The organism is Lacinutrix salivirga, assembly GCF_053604675.1.
Map to the genome: position 1 here is coordinate 25,082 of NZ_JBSHNP010000108.1, position 23,742 is coordinate 48,823.

Genomic DNA, 23,742 nt, shown 5'->3' on the forward strand with positions numbered 1-23,742 from the left:
AATTTTTAATGCAAGAAATCAAAACCTATACACAAGAGCTAATAAATAAAGCTAAGGAGTACCTAACTAAAGAGTACCACTTAGAGGCTTTAAATCTTTCAGATTTTCAAGCCATAAACTTCTATTTAATGGATAAGGCCATTAACAAAGAAGAAAACTTGTTTATAGAATCATTTGATAAAGAGTTACCTGCATTATCTCAATTTCCTGCAGTGTTATCGGTAGCGATTTCTTTGTTCTTTAAAAACTTTTGTGACAACCACACAATTTATAAAAAGGGCGACGTCTTGCAATACAACAAGATGCGTTTTGAGATTAAACTTGTTAGAGAAGATAGCTATATAGTATTTGGTGGAAAAAAAGGTCAGGAGTATAAAAAAACAGTAAAGTATTCACAAATTGGCAAATACAAAATTGTAAATGCAGGTTTTACAGGGCGCAGAGTAAAAGTAGGTTTCGGTGCTTACGAGAAGTTTTACGATTTAATATTTAATGAAAGTAAAAACTTACCATCGCAGTTCAAATATAAGTCTGCTATCATAATGTCTAAAAAAGAGTTTGACGAAGAATTAAGAACTCAAAAGTACATTGATATTGATGTAAAAAAAGCTATTCCTATGCGTTGGATAGCACGTTCTGGAGCAGAGAGTTGGAATCATATTCCTGTTGAACCTATGATATACTGTGTGCCTGATTACGATACGTTACAAACCTATGTTTTAGATAAAAACATTGATATAGAAACACTTGTAGTCATAGGTAAAAATAAATACAAAGATGATATTAGTACTAAAATACGTTTAGCCCTTAGAAATGAAGATATACCTAATTGTATCATCTTAGGTAGTGAAGGTTTTAATGATGAACAAAATCAATTCCTAAAATGGAAATGGACCTTTCCAGAGTTTGAATATTTAGAAGATAAAGCACCTGGCGAAATAAAAGTAATCAATATTGAAGATGTTGTTTTTCAAGAAAAAATAGATGTCTTAATGACCTATCTAAGCACACTTGAAAAGGAAAACAGTATGTCCTTACTCAATGTAAAACGCCTACGCAGATTCTTATATGCATTGGTTTTAGCAAAATCTAATGATAGTCGCAATTTATCTCAGGTAGAATTTGTACAGCATTTAATCAAAAAAGTGGCATCAGAAACTATCGAGCAAGATTTCTATGATTTAGAGCTGGATGATTCCGCTATACAAGAACAATTAAGGTTACATATTGATGCTATTTTTGCCAACTTCAATAACAATAAATTAAAATATCTACAGCAATTAAATTTTGTCGATTACTTGATTGTTCCTAAACGATTAGTAGAAAATTGGAGAGAAGAATTTAAAATAAAACATAACAAAATTTGCAGTATTAAAGAGTTCAAATTACTGCAAAAAAGTTTGAAAGGAAGTGCAAAAGTATATGTACTTAGTCTTTACAATAATGGCAAATACTATGATGAAATCCTTGATTTTGCAATCAATTCGCCACATCGTTTTCATTTCCTATCCTATCCAGAAGAAGCTAAGGTCCTAAAGACGTACTTAGATAAATATGACAATAGTCTTATTACTGAGTACCAGTCTAAAGACCGAAAAAAACTCACAGCATTAGATTTTAAGGTAAAACTTAAAGAAGTCATAGAAAATAAGTCCTTAGAAGATATAATGGATGGCTTCTATACAAGAAATGACCGCTCAGAACAAACCTATGATTATGAATCACACAAGCAGGTTAATTATCGTATCAATTTTCAAGGAAGTACAGAATCTTTAGTATACGATGGGTCAAAAACGGTACTGATAAAAAAGAATGGTAAATGGATTAAATCAAAGACCTATACTGTATTACCAGGAGACACCGTAAGAGTCTATAATAATTTATCTAAAGAACGCTTATTTAGTATTGCTTCACAAGAAGATAGTAATGGAAGATTCCAAGAAGTTGAGAAAATGTCAAGGCTTTGGAAGGAATCATTATCAAGATATTTTTCTAACAGGATTGAAAAAGATAGACATTACGATAAAGACCGATTACTAAGCTCACTTAAAGCGAAAGGAAGTAAAATAACAAACGTAGTAACAATTTCTAAATGGCTTAATAAAGAGGATAAAGAGCGTTTTCCGCATAGTGACAACGAATTAAGAGCAATGAAAATGTTGTTTGAAGATGAAGCACTTAATAAATCATTTGTAGAATTATTAAAGGTAAAACGGTTTTATAGAGGCTTAATGATAAGTTTAGGTAGAGACCTTAGTGATGATGTGATGGATTACATCGTTTCGGATGGAAAAAATACAGGTAAAATGCTATCCAAATTTCAAACAGAGGAGATACAAGCTTTTGTAAGAAGTGCAGCACCGATAAGAACAATAGAAAGTAAAGCAATCACTGAAGATGAAGAATCAAACTGATGACATAGATAAAAAAGCAAGGCAAATATTTCAAGACCGCATTCAAAGAGGAATGATAGGTCCAGGCTCTGATATGTGGGGACTTCCTGATGAAGAGGAAATAATTTCAGATTACCCTTTACCAAGATATTTCAGTGGTGTACTGTTTCCCAACAAATCTGTAACACCAGAAACACAGGCAGATGAGGATGATGCAGCACTACAAAGTGAATCATTACTCACTGATGAAAACGAAGAAGAAAACATCTTAGAAAATGAAGAAACAGATATTGAGGAAACTAAGGATTTAGGAGAAAAGAAGGAAGAAGTAAAAATCAAGAGGCAAGACTTTAATTTAGATACAAATAGCTTCTTTCCCACTAACATAGGTATTACAGTCGCATTAGAGAAATCAATTAAAGAGGTAGATGTAGAATTTTCTTTTGGCTTATATACTCAAGCAAAAGCCGAAGAAAGAAAAATTAAGATTTCTAAGGCTGGTTACGATTCATTCTTTGAACAAGGTATTCCATATCCGCTAACATTTCGTGATGCACTCAAGTACGAAGATGGGTATATGTTTCTAAATAGAGAGCTTAAAGGAGAACAGAAAAACCCTGAAAGAGCAAATGGCGAATATGGACAGTTTGATGAATTCAAAAACAAAAAGAACTTAACAAGGCAAACCGAAGAAGGTGGTCACTTTTCTGCATATTATCATATCGGTAAATTAGAAAAATTATTAGGTAGAGCGTGGAAAAGAACGCCTTTTAACTTTAAAGAAACTATCAGTATAGAAAAATCCTTTAAATCCCCTATTTCCTTTAATTTCCCTGTTGAGATAAACAAACTAACAGATGCAGGCTACAACATTAAGGTATACGAAGATAATAGAGCAAGATTTGTAAAAATCCAATTAGTCAATCGCTCTGAAGACCATCCGGCGAATCGCTTTTCCAATAGGTCAGAAAATCTAAATTTCAAATCCCTTTTTCAAGGAAGTATAAAAGTACAATCCAAAGGTTTAGTTGAGTATAAAGATAATAGTCTTAATACGTACGCATCTGATGATGAAATTAGAGATGAAGAAGCGGAAGAGATAGAGTTGATTTATCGAAATATCAAAAGTTATGGTATAGGCCACAATTGCTCAGTAGTATGGAATGAGAATACAAAAACGGTACAATCTACATTCTTACCAGAACAGAATATTAATGATGTAATCAACGAATTTGAGGATAGTAGTTTAGACAAGGCATTAGATATGCGGAATCTCTCTATTTGGGGACTATCCAAAGATGAAATTAAAGCAAACTTAGTAGATTTTGTAGCCAGTTATCAGCAATGGATAAATAAACAAATTCAAGAAAAAAACAAGCTCAACCCTAATGAGAAAGTAGTTGCAGAAAGAGTAATACAAAGACAGGAGCAAAATTACAAACGACTAAAAGATAACATCAGTTTATTAGATAATGAAAAGGTGTTCGAAGCCTTCCAATTAGCGAATACAGCAATGCTCATACAGTTAATTGTATCCAATGACAAAAGATTAGGAAAGACTGAAAAAGACTTATTTGAGATTGATAAATCAATCAATGCGAATAGACTTATTTACTTTGAACATTATGACACATTTAAAAATTTAGGGTTTGTTCCTAAATATAGACCGTTTCAGTTAGCCTTTTTATTACTTAGTTTAGATGAAATAGCGCAACCTGAAAAGCGTAAAGCAAACAATACGGTTGACCTTATTTGGTTTCCTACAGGTGGTGGTAAAACAGAAGCATATTTAGCGGTAGCAGCATTTACAATAGCTTTTAGAAGAATTAGTAATGAAAATGATTATGATGGTACAAGTGTTATTATGCGTTACACATTACGCTTATTAACAGCACAACAATTTGAACGTGCATCTCGCTTAATTGCTACTTTAGAGTTTATGCGTTCTCAATCAGAATTTAAAGACGCCTTAAAAGAAGAACCTATAAGTATTGGTTTATGGGTTGGACAAGCGTCAACACCTAACAAAGTTGCTGGAGATAATGGTGCAGGTATTTTGGTTTCTCAAATGGACGAAGAAGCATTAAAGGGAGATAAAGGAAATCCTGAACGCAAAAATGTATTTCAGATTAGTAGTTGTCCTTGGTGTGGTACTAAATCGGTATCTAAAGAAAAAAACTCTAAAGGCATAACAATCTGGCGATATGGCTTTAAAGTAAATAAAGGCGAGTTGAAAATTTCTTGTATAAATAAACAATGTCATTTTCACGAAAAACTACCTATTCAAGTAGTTGATGAAAATCTTTATAAAAATCCACCTACGCTATTATTTGGAACCGTAGATAAGTTTGCAATGTTAGCGTGGCAAGAAGATGCTCACAATTTCTTTAAAGCAAATATAGACAACGGATTACCGCCAGACTTAATCATTCAAGATGAACTTCACTTACTAAATGGTCCTTTAGGTTCAATTACAGCATTATATGAATCTACTATTGAATTATTATGTACTAAAAACGGTATTGCACCTAAGATTATATCATCTACTGCAACCACAAGAAACACACAGTATCAAATAGAAAAACTATATGGTAATCGCAAGGTTAATATATTTCCACCTTCAGGTATTAATCATAACGATAGTTTCTTTTCAAGAGAAAGCACAGAAAGTAAAAGGCGATATATTGGTTTTATGCCAACAGGAAAAACATCTATTGACACGCAATTACAACTGCTGGCGCATCTTTTTGTATCTCGTCTTGAAGTATATAGAAATAAGGAAACAAAAGACTTTGCTAATAATTACTGGACAATAGTTTCTTACTATAACAGCTTAAAAGATGTAGGTAAAATTTTTAATAAAGTAGGCGATGAAGTATCAAATTTCACATCAACATTACAATACCGTTTAGAAGATTTATTCAATCCTATTGATGATTATAGATTCAATTTTGCAGGCATATCCTCTCGTACAGAAGAACTAACAAGTCGTGTAGAAAGTTCACGTATAAAATCGATTCTAAAAGAATTAGAACTTCCTTTTGACGAAAAAAATATTGTCACAACAGACAAAGGTTATAGATACTTAAATGACGTAGTTGATTTTGTTTTGGCAACAAATATGATTTCTGTGGGTATTGACATCAGCAGATTAAATCTAATGCTAATCAATGGTATGCCTAAGAATATTGCAGAATACATACAAGCATCCAGTCGTGTAGGACGTAAGACAAATGGTTTAGTGGTGTCCTTATTAGACCCTAACAGAGCAAGAGAAAAGTCATATTTTGAACATTTTATAAACTTTCATCAAGCCTTCTACAAATGTGTAGAACCTTTAAGCATAACACCATTTACCGAAAGTACTATTGATAAAATGCTTACAACTTCGTTGGTAGCATTTGTACGCAATACATATCCTAATCTCAACAAGGATAATGATGCTGCTAATTTTAAATCCGCTTTCGCGAAAGCGTATAGAGACTTTATTGAACAACGTTTTGGTGCAAATAATAAAGAAATGATGGCTTATTTTGAGCGGAGGTTTCAAAATGTTGTTGAAGATTGGGAAAGCAAAGCAAGAGCCTCTAACGACTTAAAGTATAAGAGATTACTCAAAAGACCGTCTGACAAAAACGAAAGTGCAATAGATTGGACGGTAATGCAATCAATGAGGGAAATAGATACCGACACGTTTATAAGAATTAAATCTAATTTTGAATGGCAATAAGAAGAAACAAGAAAGCAGCCGATAATAAGTTTGTTAAAATACAAACACGCAAAGCCATTAGTTCTTACGGTGGTTCAGGTTCTATTATAGAAACACCATTTGGCGCCTTAATGATTGATAGATTTGATGAATGGCCATTTTTCCATTTTAATAAACAAGATGGTAAAACATTTATTGATAATTCATATCATATCAACGATGAACGTCTATTACAGCGTTTATCTCATAAAGATGGCTTCGAAAAATTAGAAGCATTTGTATATGTACCTGATAATGTATCTTCTTCAAGTAGAGCAGATATTCCTGAACATATAAATGATACAATAAGTGCATCATTCTTTCCTAAATGGTTTTACTGTAACTCGTGCAAAAGATTTAAACATATAAAAGATTGGTGGCGTGAATGGGAATTAGCGAAACCCAATGCTACTAAAAAAGAATTTGCACCACCAAAATGTGGTGTCTGTTATGCAAAACGAGGAAGCAAATTTGCACCAGAATTAGAACAAGTACGTTTTATTATGTCTGCACCTACAGGAGATATAAAAGAAATACCTTGGGAAAGATGGAACAAAGCTCAAAAGGCTGTCAAAGATGAAGATTCTGAAAACGGTTCTGTAAGGTTAGATTACGAAGCATTATGTTGTGAAAATCCAGACCTCAGATATACAAAGTCAACAAAGTTTTCGGATTTAGCAGGTATTAGTGTGAAATGTATGAATGATGGATGTAGTCATAAAGGTAGAATAATGAATCTATCAGGTTTGTTTGGCTTACGCGAAAGAAAATATTTTACCGAAGCTGAACTTTTAGAACGACACGAAGAAGGGAAAGAATCCAAAGTATTTTTTAAACCAGTCATTCGTAGTAGTAATAGTGTCTATTATCCCATTCTTGTTTCAAGTATTTTTCTACCTACGGACAAAGGTGTAAGAAACAAACACATTGAGAAAATAAATAGATTTAAAGCAAAAGGTAAAGATGCAGAGTTCATATTTGAAGCTTTAGAAGAAGAATACCCTTTAGAGCAAATCAAAAAAATATTAGAAAACGATAATGACAACTCATATATACCTGAATTAGAGTATCGCCTTTATGAATATAATTTTTTAGTTAAGAATCCTAAGATTGACTTTACAGATGAAGATGAAAACTTAATCTTTAAGAAAGAAAGATTAGAAAACTTAACAAATTACGGTTTTGAACAATTAATAGGTTTAAGGCGTATTAAGATGACTACGGTACAAGTAGGTTATACAAGACAAGAACCATTAACAAATGATGATTTTTTCTCAGAAATGGACGAAACTCAAGTACTTATAGAGAAGAAATTTACATCTAAATGGGAAGATAAAACCAGGTACTTACCTGCAATAGAAAGCTTTGGCGAAGGTATCTTTATAGCACTATCTAATGACAAAATCGATAACTGGATAACGCAAGCTGAAAAGAATGAAACCTTTAAGAACAAGATTAATAAACTATATATAAATATTGAAAGTCACGCATATCGTTCAGTAAAAGAAAAGTTTGGTATGACTGTAAACAGAGAACATTTAATACGTTTTCTGTTGGTACATACATTATCACATCTCTTAATTAAAGAGTTAGAGTTTCTATGTGGTTATCCTTCTACCTCGCTAAATGAAAGACTCTTTGTAGATGCAAACCAAATGCAAGGTGTGTTATTATATACTATTGCAGGTGCAGAAGGCAGTTACGGTGGTTTAGTATCACAAGCACCAGAAACAAAAATGTTACGTTTATTAAAATCAGCATTAAGAAGAGCAACAGATTGTGCATCCGACCCAATATGCTATAGTACAGATGATGGCCAAGGAATAGGAGGGTTAAATATGGCAGCCTGTTACAGTTGCACACTTATTCCTGAAAATGCTTGCGAAGAGTTCAATTCATTCTTAGACCGCTCATTACTCATAGATGAAGAATACGGGTTTTTTAAAGATTTGATTAAATGATTAAAAAGTACACAGCAAATTACGCCTATACAAATCCAAATTTTGTAATACAAAATTTAGTAGATGGTACAATCGACAATGAATTGTATCAGATAATCTGTGTACTCAAGAACATATTACAACGTGGTTTTCCAACTACATTATCCAAGTATTTACAGGAAGAAATAGGCGTTATTCACGAAGAAGAAAACTTTCAAGACCGTTTTCTTTTTACAAATAATCAAAAACAAAAATGGTATGATACTATTAAAGGAGATTCAGAAAGCAACTATTATCCTGCATTAGAGTTTTACGAAAACATCATTCCTAAAGATTTTGGGGAGTATGCCTTTATTAGTTCACTAATTATTCCTGAAATTCAAATTAATGACTTAGTTGGCGAAGAGAATACCAATTTTATAAATCAACAAGTTGATTTCTTTATACCGATTGCAAAATTAGTAATTGAAATAGATGGCCAACAGCATAAAACTAATGATGTTCAACGTGTAAACGATACTATTCGTGATGGCTACTTAACTCAAAAAGGGGTCACTACGATAAGAATTGATACTTCAGAATTAAGGGACGGGACATATATTATTAAGGTTCAACAAATAACTGAGCATTTAAAGAGGTTTGAGAATATCTTAAAACATTACAGAGTTACCTTTGAAAAGCTACAAAATAATGAAATAAGCGAACTTGAAAAAAGAACAAAGCTGCTACCAACAGCCATCATACGATTTCAAATTTTACTTTTAGAATTATTATCAAATAACTATATAACACTTGAAGAAAACAGTACTATCCACTTACTGTCAAATGAAAATATTGGTCCTTATGCAACCTTGGCATTGGAGGACCTAAATATTTGGTTAAATAAATTGTGGCTATTAAAGCACAAAATACCATTTCCAAAAATATCAATTAAAATTATAGAAGTTTATACTGAGAATGATTTTAAGCCATCAGCTAATACAATCAACGTTGATTTTTCTTTGTTTCAAAGATTTACAGATAAAGCCTCATTAAATAGTGATATTCTTTATGTAAGAACAGATTATTTTGATGTGATTAGAGAACGTAATCATTTTAGAGTAAGTACAACTTCACCGATTAATTACAAGATAACTAAGGATGATGAAGATACTTTAGAGTTTTTCCTTCAAAATATTTTCGGTAAACAGAAATTTCGAGAAGGACAATTTCCTATTATTGAAAACGCTCTTAATCGAAGAGATACTATAGGCTTATTGCCTACAGGTGGTGGTAAATCTTTATGCTACCAACTACCTTGCTTATTACAGCCTGCTATAAACTTTGTTGTTTGTCCTATAAAGTCATTGATGTACGACCAAAATGAAAATTTGGAAAATATGTTAATTACAAACATAGCATTTATAACAAGTGATTTAAGTACAGAAGAACGACGAAAAAGAGAACTTGGATTTGAAAAAGGACATTATCTGTTTGTGTTTATTTCACCTGAAAAGTTCCAGATACCAACATTTAGAGATAAAATAAGGGCCATTATAGCTGCATACTCAATGGCTTACGCTGTTATTGATGAAGTACATTGTTTATCAGAATGGGGTCACGATTTTAGAACATCCTATCTCAATTTGGCAAAAACAATTGACAGCTTAAGTCCAAAAGACATTGATGGAGAAGGAATGATTAAGTTTATTGGTCTTACAGCCACCGCTTCTGTTAATGTCCTAAAAGACATTAAGATTGAATTTTCAAGACAAAAACAAAAACTTGCAGATGATAATATAAAATCACTTTTAGATTATAGTAGAGCAGAATTGAATTTTCATATTAAAGAAAGCCCTAATAAGAATCAAGAATTAGTCTCGCTTTTGAAAGAGCTTGCGGATAATGAGGATTTAACGGAAACTGAGGAAAAGGCTGCAATAATTTTTACACCTAACGTAAATGGCCCTATTGGTTGCTACGCTATATCAAATCAAGTAAATAGTTTATTCCCAGGTAAGGCAAATTGGTATTCTGGAGAAGTTCCACGTGTCCACGAATATGACAATCAAGGCAATCGTACAGGAAGAAGAATTCCTGTATTAGAACCTGAACAATTCATTCAACATAAAACAGAAGTTCAGTTAGGGTACAAAAAAAACAAATATGCAGTATTAGTTGCAACTAAGGCTTTTGGTATGGGTATTGACAAAAGTAATATTCATTTCAGCATTCATTATGGTCTTCCAAGTTCGGTTGAAGCATTGTATCAAGAAGCGGGAAGAGCTGGTAGATGGGATAAGTTAAAAGATGAAAACAAAGACAAACAAGGACATTGTTACGTCCTTTATTCGCCAGAGAGCATAAATAATGATAGAGTTCAAAGGCTATTTAATAAAAACACAACCTTTGCTGAAATGCGTCAAATAAATGACGAAGCTGGTTGGAATGGTCAAGATATATTCAAACAATTATTCTTATTTCTACAAGGACAAAATGATATACAAGAAGACTTTAAAATTGTTTTGGGTGTAATCAATAATTATTTCAAACCAAACACTACATTAAGAATATTTTGGAATGATGCATACAACAAGTTAAGGATTAATAAAGATACTCTTCAAAAAGCAATTTACCGCTTAAGTTTATTGGGAATAGTATCAGATTGGACAACAGACTTTATAAACCATTTTGAAGTTGCATTTAATTCAAAACAGGAAGAATCAATATTGAAAAATTTATCTGGTTACATCAATAAGTACGAACCAGAGCGTGATGTTATAAATGATATTGCTAAAGTTGAAAAAGATACCTTAATAGAAAAATCAGTGTGGTTTTTATTGAATTGGATATTTGAAAACATTGCATATAACCGTAAGCAATCATTAAAAACTTTGGTAGATTGGAGCGACGATTTTAAAGACAGTGCAACATTTAAGAGACGCATAGACAACTACTTTAAATTTACGGAATCAACTTTTATACTACAACACATATCTGAAAATTCATTGGACTATAAACAATGGTTTGAAGCTTTAAAGATTGTAGAAAGAAATGTTCAAAACGAAATAGTTAATACAATTTACCTACCTGCAATAAAAGATTTAGAAATACGTAAAACCTATTTTGAAAATTTAAGAGATAGCATAAGTCGTTTTTTGGAAAGTAATCAAAATAACACAGGATTAAACTTAATTAGTGGTATTGTTAGATTATTTCTTGATGATTATAATGACCTTGATGGTAAAAATCGTTTTGAAAGTGCTATCGAGAGTATTAAAAACAACAATTTAGATATTGTTGTACAAGAAGAAATATTAGAATATATAAAAGAAATTGGTAATCATCTTAACGAGGATGGGCAATATGCTTTATGCCAATCAATAATAATATATTACCCTGAAAAGCTGGAGGAATTAGCAGACTATTATGGTTTACTGGATTTATTAAACAATGCTTATCTGGAAAAAGTAAATAATCTTAAGAAAATAACAAGCCGACTATATGAGCAACTTGAAAAAATTTGAGGAAACACTTGGGAGTTTAGATTTGGAAGTAAATCGTTTGAATGCCGTAACTCAAGCCTATAAAAAATTAGAAGATTTAGTAGTGTCTTATGAAACCATTATTTCTAAATTAAAGGAAAACAATACAACATTCATCAAAATTAAGGATGAACAGAATAAACATCTTACCAGTATTGAGGATAACTTTAAAAAAATCAATAAGAGTATTTATCAAGCTAATATTGAACTTAACAGTACATTAGAAGATAAAATTGATACTATTAGGAAAGAGAATAAGGAATTTTATCGTGATTTAGAGTCTACAATAAAGATAAAATTGGATGACAATAAATCTCAAATCAAACAACTAATTGAAAGTGAGAGGTTGCAATTAAAACAGATAATTGAATCTACTATACAACAATCAGAAAATAGTATTAACGATAACATAGTTAAGCATTCAGAGTTACAATTAAAAGCTATGAATACTTTAAAATGGTCCATTTGGATTATTGGTTTTATTTCAATTATACTTTTGGCTTTAATAACATTCAAAAACTTTCAGTAACTAATCAAGATTATACTTTACATTACAAACATTGCCCACACCTTCGGCACTTACTCATTCTTTCGTTCCGCAAGCTACTCTCATTCAATCGCAAGAGCCTACGGTTCCGCGCAGCATAAGCAATTATTTTAATAAGCATTAGAATTAACAATTAAAGTATATGCAAAATTATTGCCTATGCTTTTTGCCTATGCGCTTTGGTATAGTACATATAATAAACAGCAGTTATAACATTAAACATTCGGGAAGGCAGGTAATAAGGAGTTCGTCAGTTGTTCCATTTAATTCCATAAAACATATCTGCAAGGTCATTTTGCAATCATTAATAAACAGTTATTATAACAACCATTGTTTAACAATTAAAGGTCAATACTATTAATGCCCTTGCATATACCATAAATAGCACCACTGCGGCGCAACGTCCTCGTTGGCACTATTTATTTGTTTTATTGCATACATTTCACGCCTTCCTCACCCATAGCTACTTTTGTCCCTTAAAATCCCAATAAAGTCAGCGCAATGCGCTGGCATAATTATTAAGGGACAACCGCTATTTAATTTTTTGCGAGCCTGCGTGTCGCTTCGGGCTAATCAGGCTGTCACAGTTTTTGAGAGCACCCAAGTCACAATATGAAATCACCGCTATCAGTTTCAACACACCTCTCGTTTAGTTGATAAATAATCATTCAAACAGTATTTAAACCTCAATTAAACAGCGGATGATTACATATTGCAAACGCTCACAAGAGCAACTCATTCAGTCAGCAATTTAAGCCATCACACAGCGGAAGGTTTTTTATCTCAACTTTTGAATACAATTTGAAATCATCCATTTCCTCAAAATCCTCAATTCCTTAAACATCCGTAATCGTAAAAGATGAAAACCTAACGCACCCAAATTAAATTGCTTCCTTCAATCCTTGCACTTGCTTTTCCCACCGCATCAAAAAACAGCGCCAGCCTTGTGTTTACAACATAGTCGTGAGAGCCTTTCGCACGATTTTCAAGAAACATTTGTTATAAATTTGAAGTTATATAGTTTCAACAACCGGCTCGCTACAGGCTTTCACTCACAACACCCTTGCTCATCTCGCAGGCGGCTCGCGCCTTTTGGATTACCTGCTTAACAAACAAAATCCGAATATTAAAAAACCCTCTTAGAAAAGAAGGTCAATTTTAAACGAAGTAAATAATATTAACCCTCTTCAACAGTTGCTTTTGGTGCATTTGTCTTAACAGATTCAATACCATTTTCCATACCAGATGAACTTTCATACATTTCACTTGTTCCAATAACTTGTCCATTAGAAGCTTTAAGATTGAAATAATGCTTCCCATTACTTGATTTCTTTCTGTCGTATTTACTATCATCTTGTGAATTGGTCCTTACGGATTCGATTCCATTTAAGCATCCAGCTTTAGCCGAATATCCTTCACTTGCAAGAATAGTTTGCCCATTCCCTGCCTTTAATCTAAATCGATACTCATTACGTGCATCTTGATACATTTCAAATTTTGCCATAGTTTTTAAAATAAAAATTAGTCCTAAAGATAGTAGAAGTAAAAAAAGGTTGCAAATATAGTTGGCTACCGACGGCCAACACTATATTCCTATAAAGCTCAAGCCACAAGGGTTTTGAAAAAAATAGTACGCTAAAAAATGGCGTACTTTTTTTTAAACCCTATCCAAGCGCACGATTTTTCCCAAAAAGCTTGACAGGAATGCCACGCCATCAGCATCAAGGCTTTCTTTTTTCTCTTTTTCTTTTAAAAAAATGTATTCATTTTCTTAGTGGCAGGCAAAAGACAGCAGAAGTCTGCAACCGAAACCAATAACACCTATTTGCACGAAAGTTGCCATACTTTACGCAGAACTGGTATTGCTTCAGGCCAAAGTCGTACCAAGTCCGAATCAAATTTTGTTTAACCCCAAAAAACTAAGAAAATGGGTAAAATATCACAAGGAATATTAGGTGGGCTTTCAGGTAAAGTAGGAAACGTTATCGGTGGAAGCTGGAAAGGAATCGATTATCTCAGAATTAAACCTTCGAGTGTTGCGAATCCAAGAACAGAAGGTCAAGTAAACCAAAGAAACAAGTTTACTGTGACTTTAGAATTTTTACAGGCAATTAAGCCATTTATTAAGCAAGGTTACAAATCGCTTGCGATTAAGAAAACCGAGTTTAATGCTGCTATGTCGTACATTTTGAACAATGCGGTCACAGGTGTTGCACCAAACTTTACAGTAGATTACACAGCTGCTTTAGTCAGTAGAGGCGGATTATCTGGTGTATTAAACGGAACAACCGACCTGACAACTGCTGGAGAAGTAACTTTCGGATGGAATGACAACGCAGATGAAGGAAATGCCAACGCAACCGATAGAATAATGCTATTGGTTTACAATCCATCAAAGAAAGAATCTATTTCGGTAGTGGATGGTAACGTGAGAACCGCAGGAAGTCAAACAATTGTAATTCCGAATACATATTCGGGAGACACTGTAGAGTTATTTGCTGCATTCATTACTGCTGACGGTAGACAAGTATCAAACAGTACTTATTTAGGCTCTGGAACTGCTCAATAAGTCTGAGGATTGAAGTTTAAAGACCGCTCTCACTGAGCGGTTTTTTTGTGCTCGTAATTTAAAATTCTATATATTTACGACAATGAAAGTAAGACGACTTACTTGCGAATATTTGTCTTACATTTTCCCTTTCTGAAACTTACGTGTTACCTATTTGTTGCCTATATTCGGCTATCCCAATGATAGCAAGAGTAGGAAAATATTGTATTGGTAAGTAAGTGAGCTAGCAAATCTGTGATTTGCGTAAGCGAACTTATCCCAAATTTATTTTGGGATCTCACAGTATTATGTATTAATTACCAACTATCAAATCTGTGATTTGCGTAAGCGAACTTATCCCAAATTTATTTTGGGATCTCATAATATTAAGTATTAATTACTAACTAGCAAATCTGTGATTTTCGTAAGCGAACTTATCCCAAATTTATTTTGGGAGTTAAGGTTTACAAGGGCTAAAAATAAGATAGTAGTTAGAACTCTTCAATTAAATAGATATTAACTAACTTTACAATTCATGTTATTAATTTGTTATTATGAAACACGTTTTACTTCTTTTATCAATATCCTTTTTTTTTCTATCCTGCGAAAAACCACGTGAACTGAGTTCTACAAATAAAGAATTATGGGAAAAAAGAACTATAAAATCTCCAATTCCAGATTCATTAGAAGCAGGTAGTACTTTTCTATCTGTATATTCTCAAATTTTTATTCGTAATTCTGAAGAAATCTCAGACTTATCTGCAACAATTAGTTTGCACAATCCAAACCTTAATGAAGAGATTTATATTGAAAAAGCGATTTTTTATAACACGCATGGAGAACCTATACGTTCCTATTTTAATAAACCAATATTTATTGAACCAATGGAAACTGTTCAAATAATAATTGATGGAATAGATAATGAAGGCGGAACAGGAGCTAATTTTATTTTTGATTGGAGAACAACTAAAAACGCTCCTATTTTTGAAGCCATAATGATAACCACGTATGGTCAGCAAGGTATTTCTTTTGTAACTGAAGGAAAGCGAATTAAAAGATAAATTTCAGAAATTAAGTTCTTTTATATTTTTTATTAAAGTTCCCAACCAAATGAGGTTTGAAATATATAATCATAATTATTTGAAGATTCCACAGATTGGTTATCGTAATTTACGGTAAACCCTAACTTAATAAAGAAATCTAAAGGTAAATCATATTGTAAATCTAAAATGGCATCCAAACGTAATCTCCCAGATTCTGTAATGCCTGGATAAGCGACTACTCTTGTGAGCAGGCTAAAATCTTCAACATCATAAAGGTTTAATTCAGTTGCTATAAACCCTTCTAAACTGTTTTGAGAAGATGTTGTTCTGTCGGTAAAACTTTCGTTATTATAAGAGACTCCTAGTTGTGTCCCTAAATACATTTTATTAGTACGTTTAATATATTTTCCAATACCAAATCTAGTTACTGTTCTTAGTTCAATATTTTGTTCTGTATTGGATAGTAGGTTAATTTCAGCAAGTGGATACCAATCTTTTCTTAAAAAATATCGATACGATAAGGCTGCATCTAATCGTCTAATAGCATCTACATTATCTCTGGTTGTTGAAATGCCATTAAAATTTCCATTTATTGTCCATTTTCTAGCTTTATATCCTAATGTACTTCTTAGGTTTATTTGGCTTAAATTATTAGATTTTGTAAAATTATAACCTAGTGCAATTGATGCAGATAGCCTACTTATAAAGTTAGATTTTAAAGTTCTTAGGTAGATAATATTCTCTAAAGGAATACTCGTAATTATATTATCTTCACTGTAAATTACAGCTTCATTGTCTTTATTACTTTGTAGAGCACCATTGTAAATTTCGCCATCTGTAGAGGAAATAATATATTCATTAACAGATGATATACGTTTCACTTTAGACCATTCTATTGCAAAATCACTGTCACTATAGCTGGTTTTCATTTTGAGAACACCTTTATACATTTCCTTAATAGTGCCAATTATAACGTGGTTGTTTTTTGCGATAATAGTATCATTTTGAGCTTTTAACTGAACTGAAATAGTTAACAATACAGCTAAAAGTAAGAATTTTTTAATGTTCACTGTTTTTGGTTTTTTTGGATTTAAGAAAATAGTTTTAATGTATAATTAGTGTTTACAATTTAATTTATTTTAAATTTAGAAGTTAACCTCAACATGTTTTCACTTAAATTAAATAGCCAGTATAACTGCTCCCAAATTAAATGTACCTCTTTATGAGATCGTTCATTATCAGTTTTCGAAATAGCTTCATTTGTAAGCTTATCTATAGAAAAACCTAGAGTTGATGCTTTGTATTTTTCAGTAGAAGCATTAGTGTTTAGCGTAGGAGTTTCAAAATTAATAAAGTTTAATAGGTTGCATACTTCATCTAAATTAGATGTTATTTTATCTGAAACTAATTTAAACTCTTTTGAAGCCTCTGTAGTTTTATGGTTTTGGATATAGGCACTTAAAGATGCTAAAGAGGCTAAAAAGCTTTGGTTTATTTCTACAAGCTCGTATATATGGTCTATGTGGTTTTGTTTCGATTTTGGTTCTTGAGCCATACGCTGAAACGCTGCACTTAAATTAGACATTTGTAAAAAAGCTTCTTTACGATTTACTTTTAAACTAGTAGGAATTTCACCTTTGTGTTGGTAGTAGTTACTTATAGATTTAAAAAAGGCAGTATTAGCTTTTAAACCTTTTTTTATAGTGTTTCCAATTTCCATAAAAGACCAAGCAGGTAATAAAAAACGCATAGCTAAATAAGAAAGTGCAGCACCAATTACAGTATCTACAACTCTAAATTGTATCACTTTTAATATATCTGGTTGTAAAATGGCATAAATAAAAATAACGCTTAACGTTATAAACGTTGCAGAAGCTTTATAGTTTTTCTGTACCATAGAAAAAGCAAGAACTAAGGAGAGCACACCTAAAGCACCATAGATATAGGGATGGTGTATTAAAAACACTAATCCACTGGCCAAAATAGCGCCAATAAATGTACCAATAATACGATCTTTAGAGCGTGTTTTTGTAAGTCCATAACTTGGTCTCATTATAATAATAATGGTAAGAATAATCCAATAAGGGTTTTGTAAATCGAAAAACAAACCTAAACCATAACCTAGCATAACTGTAATAGCCAGACGAAGAGAATGTCTAAAAATAGTAGATCTAAAACTTAGGTTGGTTAATATTAATTTGGGATTGTAGTTTTGTGTGCCTATAAAGCGATTAAGCTTATCTTTTTCAATACCATTATCTGAATTTAATTCTGGGTTCCCTAAAAGTCTTTGTATTGTTTTAAGCTTTTCATATTGTTTTTTTTGATATTCTAAATAATTTTGAAGCATTAAGTAACGCTCATAATCGTCTAAATTATTATCGTCTTTAAAGGTTAAAATATTTTTCTCTAAAGTTTTAAATAAAGTTGCTAATAGTTTATTAGATTTAAAAAGTTTTGGAGTGTTGAAATTAGAAGCAATATCGCGTAGCTGGTTGGATAACTCAGTAATTAAATCCTGAAAATCTTGTTTAAATTCAGGATGCATTTCAAACAAAGCATCCATCTTATCATAATTAACTGGGTTAGCAATTGCAGTTTCTAAAATTTCTACGAGTTGAACAAAAAGCAATAAACGCCTGCTTTGGTAATTTGATTTTCCAGAGCTTTTTCTGTAAGAAAGTAGTATTTCGCGTAGCGTTTCATGATGTTCGGTAAGCTCTATTTGTAAAGACATAAGCTCTGTTTGCAATCCAGCTCTATTGGGTTGTTCTCCAATAAGTTTTTTTCTTGTGTCTAAAAATTTTGCTGTTAGTAAAATTATTTCATTAAGGGTTTCCTCGGTTTCAGCTTTAGGATTTATATAAAACCAAATTGTAGATAATAGCAAATACCATAAACCTCCAGCACCAATGAGTAATGCATATTGATAAACATCTAAAGTTTCTGAAGTATGCGCAAAACTTAATACTAGTGCCAATAATCCAGAAAAACTTATTAACGAAGCTCTAAATCCATAAATAGAAATAAATGCAATACAAAATGTAAGAAAACCTAATAAAGGAAAAAGAAATACTTTGGAAATATGAAAATAGCCTCCAATAAAACTTATAATTACAACTAGAAGTGATGATAAAAGTATTCCTATTTGTTTATGTTTTAAACTGCCACTAACATCGCTTGGCGAGCACCAAAACGCACCAAAACAAATAGCAAGTCCAATATCTAAATGGTTTGTAGCTATCCCTAAAATTACAGGCACAGTAATTGACACACCAATTAAAATAGCTTTTGAAAAGCTTGTGCTTTTTAAAAACTCTATTAGCTCATTAATAGTATTGGATATATAGTTTAAAATATGAATTGAGATTTAGTGGGTTATTTAATTTATTTTATATGACCTACTAAATAGATTTTATAAATAAAAATCAGAAATCATATTTTTACTTCATTATACGAGTTAAATGAAAGAATTTTTTATACTCCTCCGGAATAGAATGTATGTTTAGTAAAGAGCCTTCTTCTACATAAGGATATATTTCATCGTAAGTTTTTATGTCAAAACTACCAACACGTTTACTTATATGGCTTCGGTCTAATTCATTGGGTCCATTAAGTCCTGCTGCAGCAATAAGCTCTAAGAAACTTTGTATAGTGGCATCATGATATCTTTTTGCACGAGGTGCTTTGTCATCTACCACTAAGCCTTTTACAAGCGATTTATTTTGTGTAGCTACACCTACAGGACATGTGTTACTATTACACTGTAAAGCTTGTATGCAACCAATAGATAACATGATTGCTCGCGCACTATTGCAACCATCTGCTCCTAAGGCAATAGCTCTAGCCATATGGAATCCTGTTATGATTTTACCTGCCACAATTACTTTAATATCTTTTCGTAAACCAAAACCAACTAAAGTATCGTGTACAAAAACAAGTCCTTCTCGTAGAGGCATTCCCATTGAGTTTGAGAATTCTACAGGAGCTGCACCTGTACCACCTTCGCCACCATCTACAGTAATAAAATCTGGACGAATATCTGTAGCAATCATTGCCTCACAAAAATCCATAAACTCTTGTTTACGTCCTAAACATAATTTAAATCCTACAGGTTTACCTTCGGATAAATCACGTAATTTTTTAATAAAATACATTAATTGTATAGGATCTTCGAAAGCAGAGTGTGATGGAGGAGAATGCACAGCTACGTGAGGTTTTATATGCCTTATTTTTGCAATTTCTTCTGTGTTTTTTATTGCTGGTAACATTCCTCCATGACCTGGTTTTGCGCCTTGAGATAATTTAATCTCAATCATTTTAACTTCTGGCCTTATTGCGTTTTCCCTATAGGTTACTTCGTTAAATGTCCCATCATCTTTTCTGCAACCAAAATATCCCGTTCCTATTTGCCATATTAAATCACCTCCATGTTTTAAATGGTAGTCACTTATTCCACCTTCTCCAGTATTATGAGCAAAATTTCCCATTTTTGCTCCTTTATTTAAAGCCATTATTGCATTGTCGCTTAGCGAGCCAAAACTCATTGCCGAAATATTTAAAAAGCTAGAAGAATAAGGTTGTTTACAGTCTTTACCACCAATATGTAAACGAGGGAACTCGCCTATATTTTGCGGGTTTTTTTTAGCATACATAGAGTGTTCTAACCACTCATAACCAGAATGATAAATGTTTAACTGTGTCCCAAAAGGCTCTGTATCGTTTTGTCCTTTTGCTCGTCTATATACTAAAGATCTTAGAATTCTATTTATAGGTCTGCCCTCTGTATCTGTTTCAACAAAATACTGCATTATTTCTGGTCTAATAGATTCTAAAACATATCTTAACCTACCAATTACTGGGAAATTGCGACGTATTGTATGCTTTGTTTGAGAAATATCTACTATTCCTAAAATAATTAAAGGACCTACTAAAAGAAACAACCAAAGTATTGGAGTCCAAAATTGAGCTAGTAAAATAATTGAAACGGTAATTACAACTGAAATAATAATAAAATATTCGCGAACTTTCATATCTATATCACATTAGTTTTTTTAAGAAAATTAAATAATTCAAAGCATTTTCTTAATTACAGCAAATTTATAAAATATAATGATGCTGTTTATAATTTCACAAATATTTAAGGAATCTATTTTTAGCAATTTTCAATTAAAGTATAAATAAATTACAGCTTATATACTATCTATTTTTAAAATAAATATATGCATAAACATCTAATAAAATTAGATGTACTCTAACAAAAATCGGGTATTTTCTCCTCGTCAAGAGTATTAATTACCCAACACGATTTTCTATCTATTTTAGTAAATACATATAAGTTATTGTTAGCCAGCAACTTATGTTTTTATTTGATTTTGTTAATTAATTAGGCATGCCTTTAGCAACTACATTATTAAAAGGATTTAAAAACTCTTATCTAAATAGAAATTAAATTCTACTGTTCAGTTAAAAAATTATTAATCAATTAAAAACTTAAAAAATGAATACAATATTAAAAAATATTAAAAACTTAAGTTCAGAAAATTGTGTAACAATAATAATGAATACACACAGAACAAAGCCAGATTCTTTAAAAGACGAATTAGTACTTAAAAATTTAATTAAAGAGACTGAAAATAGACTTTTAGCAAGTTTAAATAAAAAAGAAGCACTAGTGCTAATTGAAAAGTTAAAGACACTTGCTACTAAGATTAATCATGCTCATAATTTAGACAGTTTAGTGCTTTTTGTAAATAAAGATATTGCAGAATTTACCAAATTATCAATTCCTGTAACAGATCGTGTTATTATAGACAATACCTTCTCTACTAGAGATTTGGTTAGAGCTATGCATACTGAATCTAATTATTATATTTTAGTTTTAAGTCAAAGCGAAGCACGCTTAATAGAGGCACTTAACGATAAGGTGGTTAAAGAATTTAAAGCGCCATTCCCAATAAAAAACACACAGTTTGATAATATAAATACCATGGAACCTGTGGTGTCTTCAAGGCAAAGAAATTTAATAGCAGAGTTTTTTAATCAAGTCGATAAAGAAGTTAATACAATTAGAAACCAAAATCCATTACCAGTTTTAATTTCTACAGTCGAAGAAAACTATCCAGAATATTTAAAGGTAGCAGATCAAAAACATAGTATTTATCCTATGTATTTAAATGATAACAGAATAGCTGAAAAAGACCACGCTATTGTAACCGAAGCATGGAAACTTATAGAAGCATATTACAAAACAATTAACACTGAAAGAAAAGCAGAATTACTTAAAGCAGTAACACAAAACAAATTTTTAAGTGATACTAATGATATTTATAAAGCTATAAAAGAAGGAAGAATACAAACACTTTTTATAGAAAAGGACTTGTTTCAACCAGCTGTTATAGAAGATGATGAAATTATTTATGTATCAGATTTTCAAAAAAGTGATAAAGAGGTTATAGATGATATATATGACGAACTTATTGAGCTAAACATGGATTTTGGTGGAGAAGTTGTGTTTCTTCCTAAAGGAGAACTAACAAAATTTAATGGCTTTGGAGCTATAACTAGATATTAATAAATGTAAAATAGAAATAAAATGACAGCACAAAAAAAATTAATAGTAATTACAGGTGGAGCAGGAGGCATTGGTCAGGCTTGTGCAAGAGTTTTTAAAAATCAACCAATACTATTAACAGATTATTCGCAACAAAAAGTGGATGATACTGTACAGAAATTATCAAAAGAAGGATTTGATGTGTCAGGAATCGCTTGTGACATTACATCAAAAAGTGATATTGATAAACTAACACAATTTGTAGCAGAAAAAGGCTCATTAAAAGCCTTTATTCACACTGCTGGAGTTAGTGGTACTGTAAAAGACTTACAAAAGGTTTATACCATAGATTTAGTGGCAACAGAATTGTTGGTCGATGCATTTTACAAATTAGCAGAAAAAGATTCAGTAGCCATTTTATTATCGTCTATGATGGCACATACTGTTCCTGCAAATAAAGAGTATGATGATGCACTTGCAAATCCACAAGATTCAGGTTCGTTTAAAATTGTGAGCAAATTTGTAGATAACAATTCGGATTTGATGTACAACTTTGCAAAGCGAGGTGTGCAATTACTTACCATTAAAAATGCCAATAAATGGGGAGAAAAAGGAGCAAGAATTGTATCTGTTTCACCAGGAGTTATTGAAACACCAATGGCATTAAAAGCTGCTCAAGAACATCCAGAGCGTATGGAAATGATAAAGCAAGCAACACCATTAAAACGAAATGGTCAACCAGAAGATGTAGCAGAAGTGATTCGTTTTTTAACAACAGATGCTTCACGCTTTATAAATAGTACTGACATTTTGGTAGATGGTGGAGTAGTCCACAATATCAAAAAAATGGGATAATTGCACTTAAATAATAAACAAACAAGGTTTTAAGCTAAAAATAATAAACTTTTAAAACAATATAAAAATGACACAATTAAATTCAATCGGACTTAACATAAAAAAATCAGAAGTCCTAGCAGAAAAACTTAATGAACTTTTAGCAGATTATTCTATATTTTATCAAAATGTAAGAGGCTATCACTGGAATATTAAAGGAGAGAAATTCTTCGAACTACACGGTAAATTCCAAGAACTTTATGAAAACCTATTTGTTAAAATTGATGATGTAGCAGAGCGTATTAGAACATTAGGTCACACACCAAATCACCAATTTTCAGTATATCAAAAAGAAGCAAAAATTAAAGAAAGTAGTGAGGTGTCAGACGGAATAAAAGATGTTAAAGACATACTAGAATCGTTAAAAATTATAATCATACTACAACGTGAAATTCTCGATTTATCTGCAGATGCAGATGATGAAGGGACTAATGCTTTAATGAGTGATTATATAAGTGAACAAGAAAAACTTGTTTGGATGTACACTGCATATTTAAAATAATAATTTTAACCAAAAACTCATTTAAACTTTTAAACAATGAATTGCGGTTT

Annotated in this window: 15 protein-coding genes; 11 read left to right on the top strand and 4 right to left on the bottom strand. The window is 31.7% G+C overall.

Annotation, left to right across the window (positions count from 1 at the left end):
- Positions 1–8: 8 nt before the first annotated feature.
- From ACVC5O_RS09225 to ACVC5O_RS09245, 5 genes are read left to right on the top strand one after another with little or no spacing between them, the layout of a single operon-like run.
- Positions 9–2,414, top strand: a complete 2,406-nt coding sequence (locus ACVC5O_RS09225; protein ID WP_452221191.1) for a DrmE family protein — start codon at positions 9–11, stop codon at positions 2,412–2,414.
- Positions 2,398–6,123 carry a helicase-related protein gene (locus ACVC5O_RS09230; protein WP_452221192.1) on the top strand — a complete coding sequence of 1,242 codons (3,726 nt, stop codon included), beginning with the start codon at positions 2,398–2,400 and terminating at the stop codon, positions 6,121–6,123. The genes ACVC5O_RS09225 and ACVC5O_RS09230 overlap by 17 nt, the downstream gene beginning before the upstream one ends.
- A complete protein-coding gene (drmB, locus tag ACVC5O_RS09235; protein ID WP_452221193.1) occupies positions 6,114–8,102 on the top strand; it encodes a DrmB family protein in 1,989 nt (662 codons plus the stop codon). Before ACVC5O_RS09230 ends, drmB begins: the two co-directional genes overlap by 10 nt.
- Complete coding sequence (locus tag ACVC5O_RS09240; RefSeq protein WP_452221194.1) at positions 8,099–11,587, top strand: DEAD/DEAH box helicase; 3,489 nt, start codon at positions 8,099–8,101, stop codon at positions 11,585–11,587. The genes drmB and ACVC5O_RS09240 overlap by 4 nt, the downstream gene beginning before the upstream one ends.
- Positions 11,565–12,134 carry a hypothetical protein gene (locus ACVC5O_RS09245; protein WP_452221195.1) on the top strand — a complete coding sequence of 190 codons (570 nt, stop codon included), beginning with the start codon at positions 11,565–11,567 and terminating at the stop codon, positions 12,132–12,134. The genes ACVC5O_RS09240 and ACVC5O_RS09245 overlap by 23 nt, the downstream gene beginning before the upstream one ends.
- 1,195 nt (positions 12,135–13,329) lie before the next feature.
- Here the strand turns inward: ACVC5O_RS09245 and ACVC5O_RS09250 are convergent.
- Positions 13,330–13,656, bottom strand: coding sequence for a YegP family protein (locus ACVC5O_RS09250; protein ID WP_452221196.1), 327 nt, complete (start codon positions 13,654–13,656; stop codon positions 13,330–13,332).
- Positions 13,657–13,926: 270 nt separating this feature from the next.
- On the opposite strand from ACVC5O_RS09250, the gene ACVC5O_RS09255 reads away from it, so the two are divergent.
- The 3 genes from ACVC5O_RS09255 (at position 13,927) to ACVC5O_RS09265 (ending at position 15,761) form a co-directional block, all read left to right on the top strand.
- Positions 13,927–14,061, top strand: a complete 135-nt coding sequence (locus ACVC5O_RS09255) for a hypothetical protein (RefSeq protein WP_452221197.1) — start codon at positions 13,927–13,929, stop codon at positions 14,059–14,061.
- A gap of 18 nt (positions 14,062–14,079) precedes the next feature.
- The gene (locus ACVC5O_RS09260; protein ID WP_452221198.1) at positions 14,080–14,721 is read left to right on the top strand and encodes a DUF6266 family protein; all 642 of its coding nucleotides are present in this window, start codon (positions 14,080–14,082) and stop codon (positions 14,719–14,721) included.
- Positions 14,722–15,254: 533 nt separating this feature from the next.
- The gene (locus tag ACVC5O_RS09265; protein ID WP_452221199.1) at positions 15,255–15,761 is read left to right on the top strand and encodes a DUF3124 domain-containing protein; all 507 of its coding nucleotides are present in this window, start codon (positions 15,255–15,257) and stop codon (positions 15,759–15,761) included.
- A gap of 32 nt (positions 15,762–15,793) precedes the next feature.
- Here ACVC5O_RS09265 and ACVC5O_RS09270 read toward each other — a convergent pair whose 3' ends face one another.
- The 3 genes from ACVC5O_RS09270 to ACVC5O_RS09280 form a co-directional block, all read right to left on the bottom strand.
- Positions 15,794–16,813, bottom strand: a complete 1,020-nt coding sequence (locus ACVC5O_RS09270; protein WP_452221200.1) for a DUF481 domain-containing protein — start codon at positions 16,811–16,813, stop codon at positions 15,794–15,796.
- A gap of 59 nt (positions 16,814–16,872) precedes the next feature.
- On the bottom strand, positions 16,873–19,017 hold the full coding sequence (locus ACVC5O_RS09275; protein ID WP_452221201.1) for an FUSC family membrane protein: 2,145 nt from the start codon (positions 19,015–19,017) through the stop codon (positions 16,873–16,875).
- Between the two features lie 169 nt (positions 19,018–19,186).
- Positions 19,187–20,776, bottom strand: a complete 1,590-nt coding sequence (locus tag ACVC5O_RS09280) for an FMN-binding glutamate synthase family protein (RefSeq protein ID WP_452221202.1) — start codon at positions 20,774–20,776, stop codon at positions 19,187–19,189.
- Positions 20,777–21,243: 467 nt separating this feature from the next.
- Between ACVC5O_RS09280 and ACVC5O_RS09285 the strand changes: the two genes are divergently transcribed.
- From ACVC5O_RS09285 to ACVC5O_RS09295, 3 genes are all read left to right on the top strand, one after another.
- Positions 21,244–22,317: an AOC03_06830 family ribosome hibernation factor gene (locus ACVC5O_RS09285; protein WP_452221203.1), complete on the top strand. Its 1,074-nt coding sequence runs from the start codon at positions 21,244–21,246 to the stop codon at positions 22,315–22,317.
- 21 nt (positions 22,318–22,338) lie between these two features.
- The gene (locus ACVC5O_RS09290; RefSeq protein ID WP_452221204.1) at positions 22,339–23,151 is read left to right on the top strand and encodes an SDR family oxidoreductase; all 813 of its coding nucleotides are present in this window, start codon (positions 22,339–22,341) and stop codon (positions 23,149–23,151) included.
- A gap of 67 nt (positions 23,152–23,218) precedes the next feature.
- Entirely contained in the window at positions 23,219–23,692 is a 474-nt protein-coding gene (locus tag ACVC5O_RS09295; protein WP_452221205.1) for a Dps family protein, read from the top strand.
- Positions 23,693–23,742: the final 50 nt, after the last annotated feature.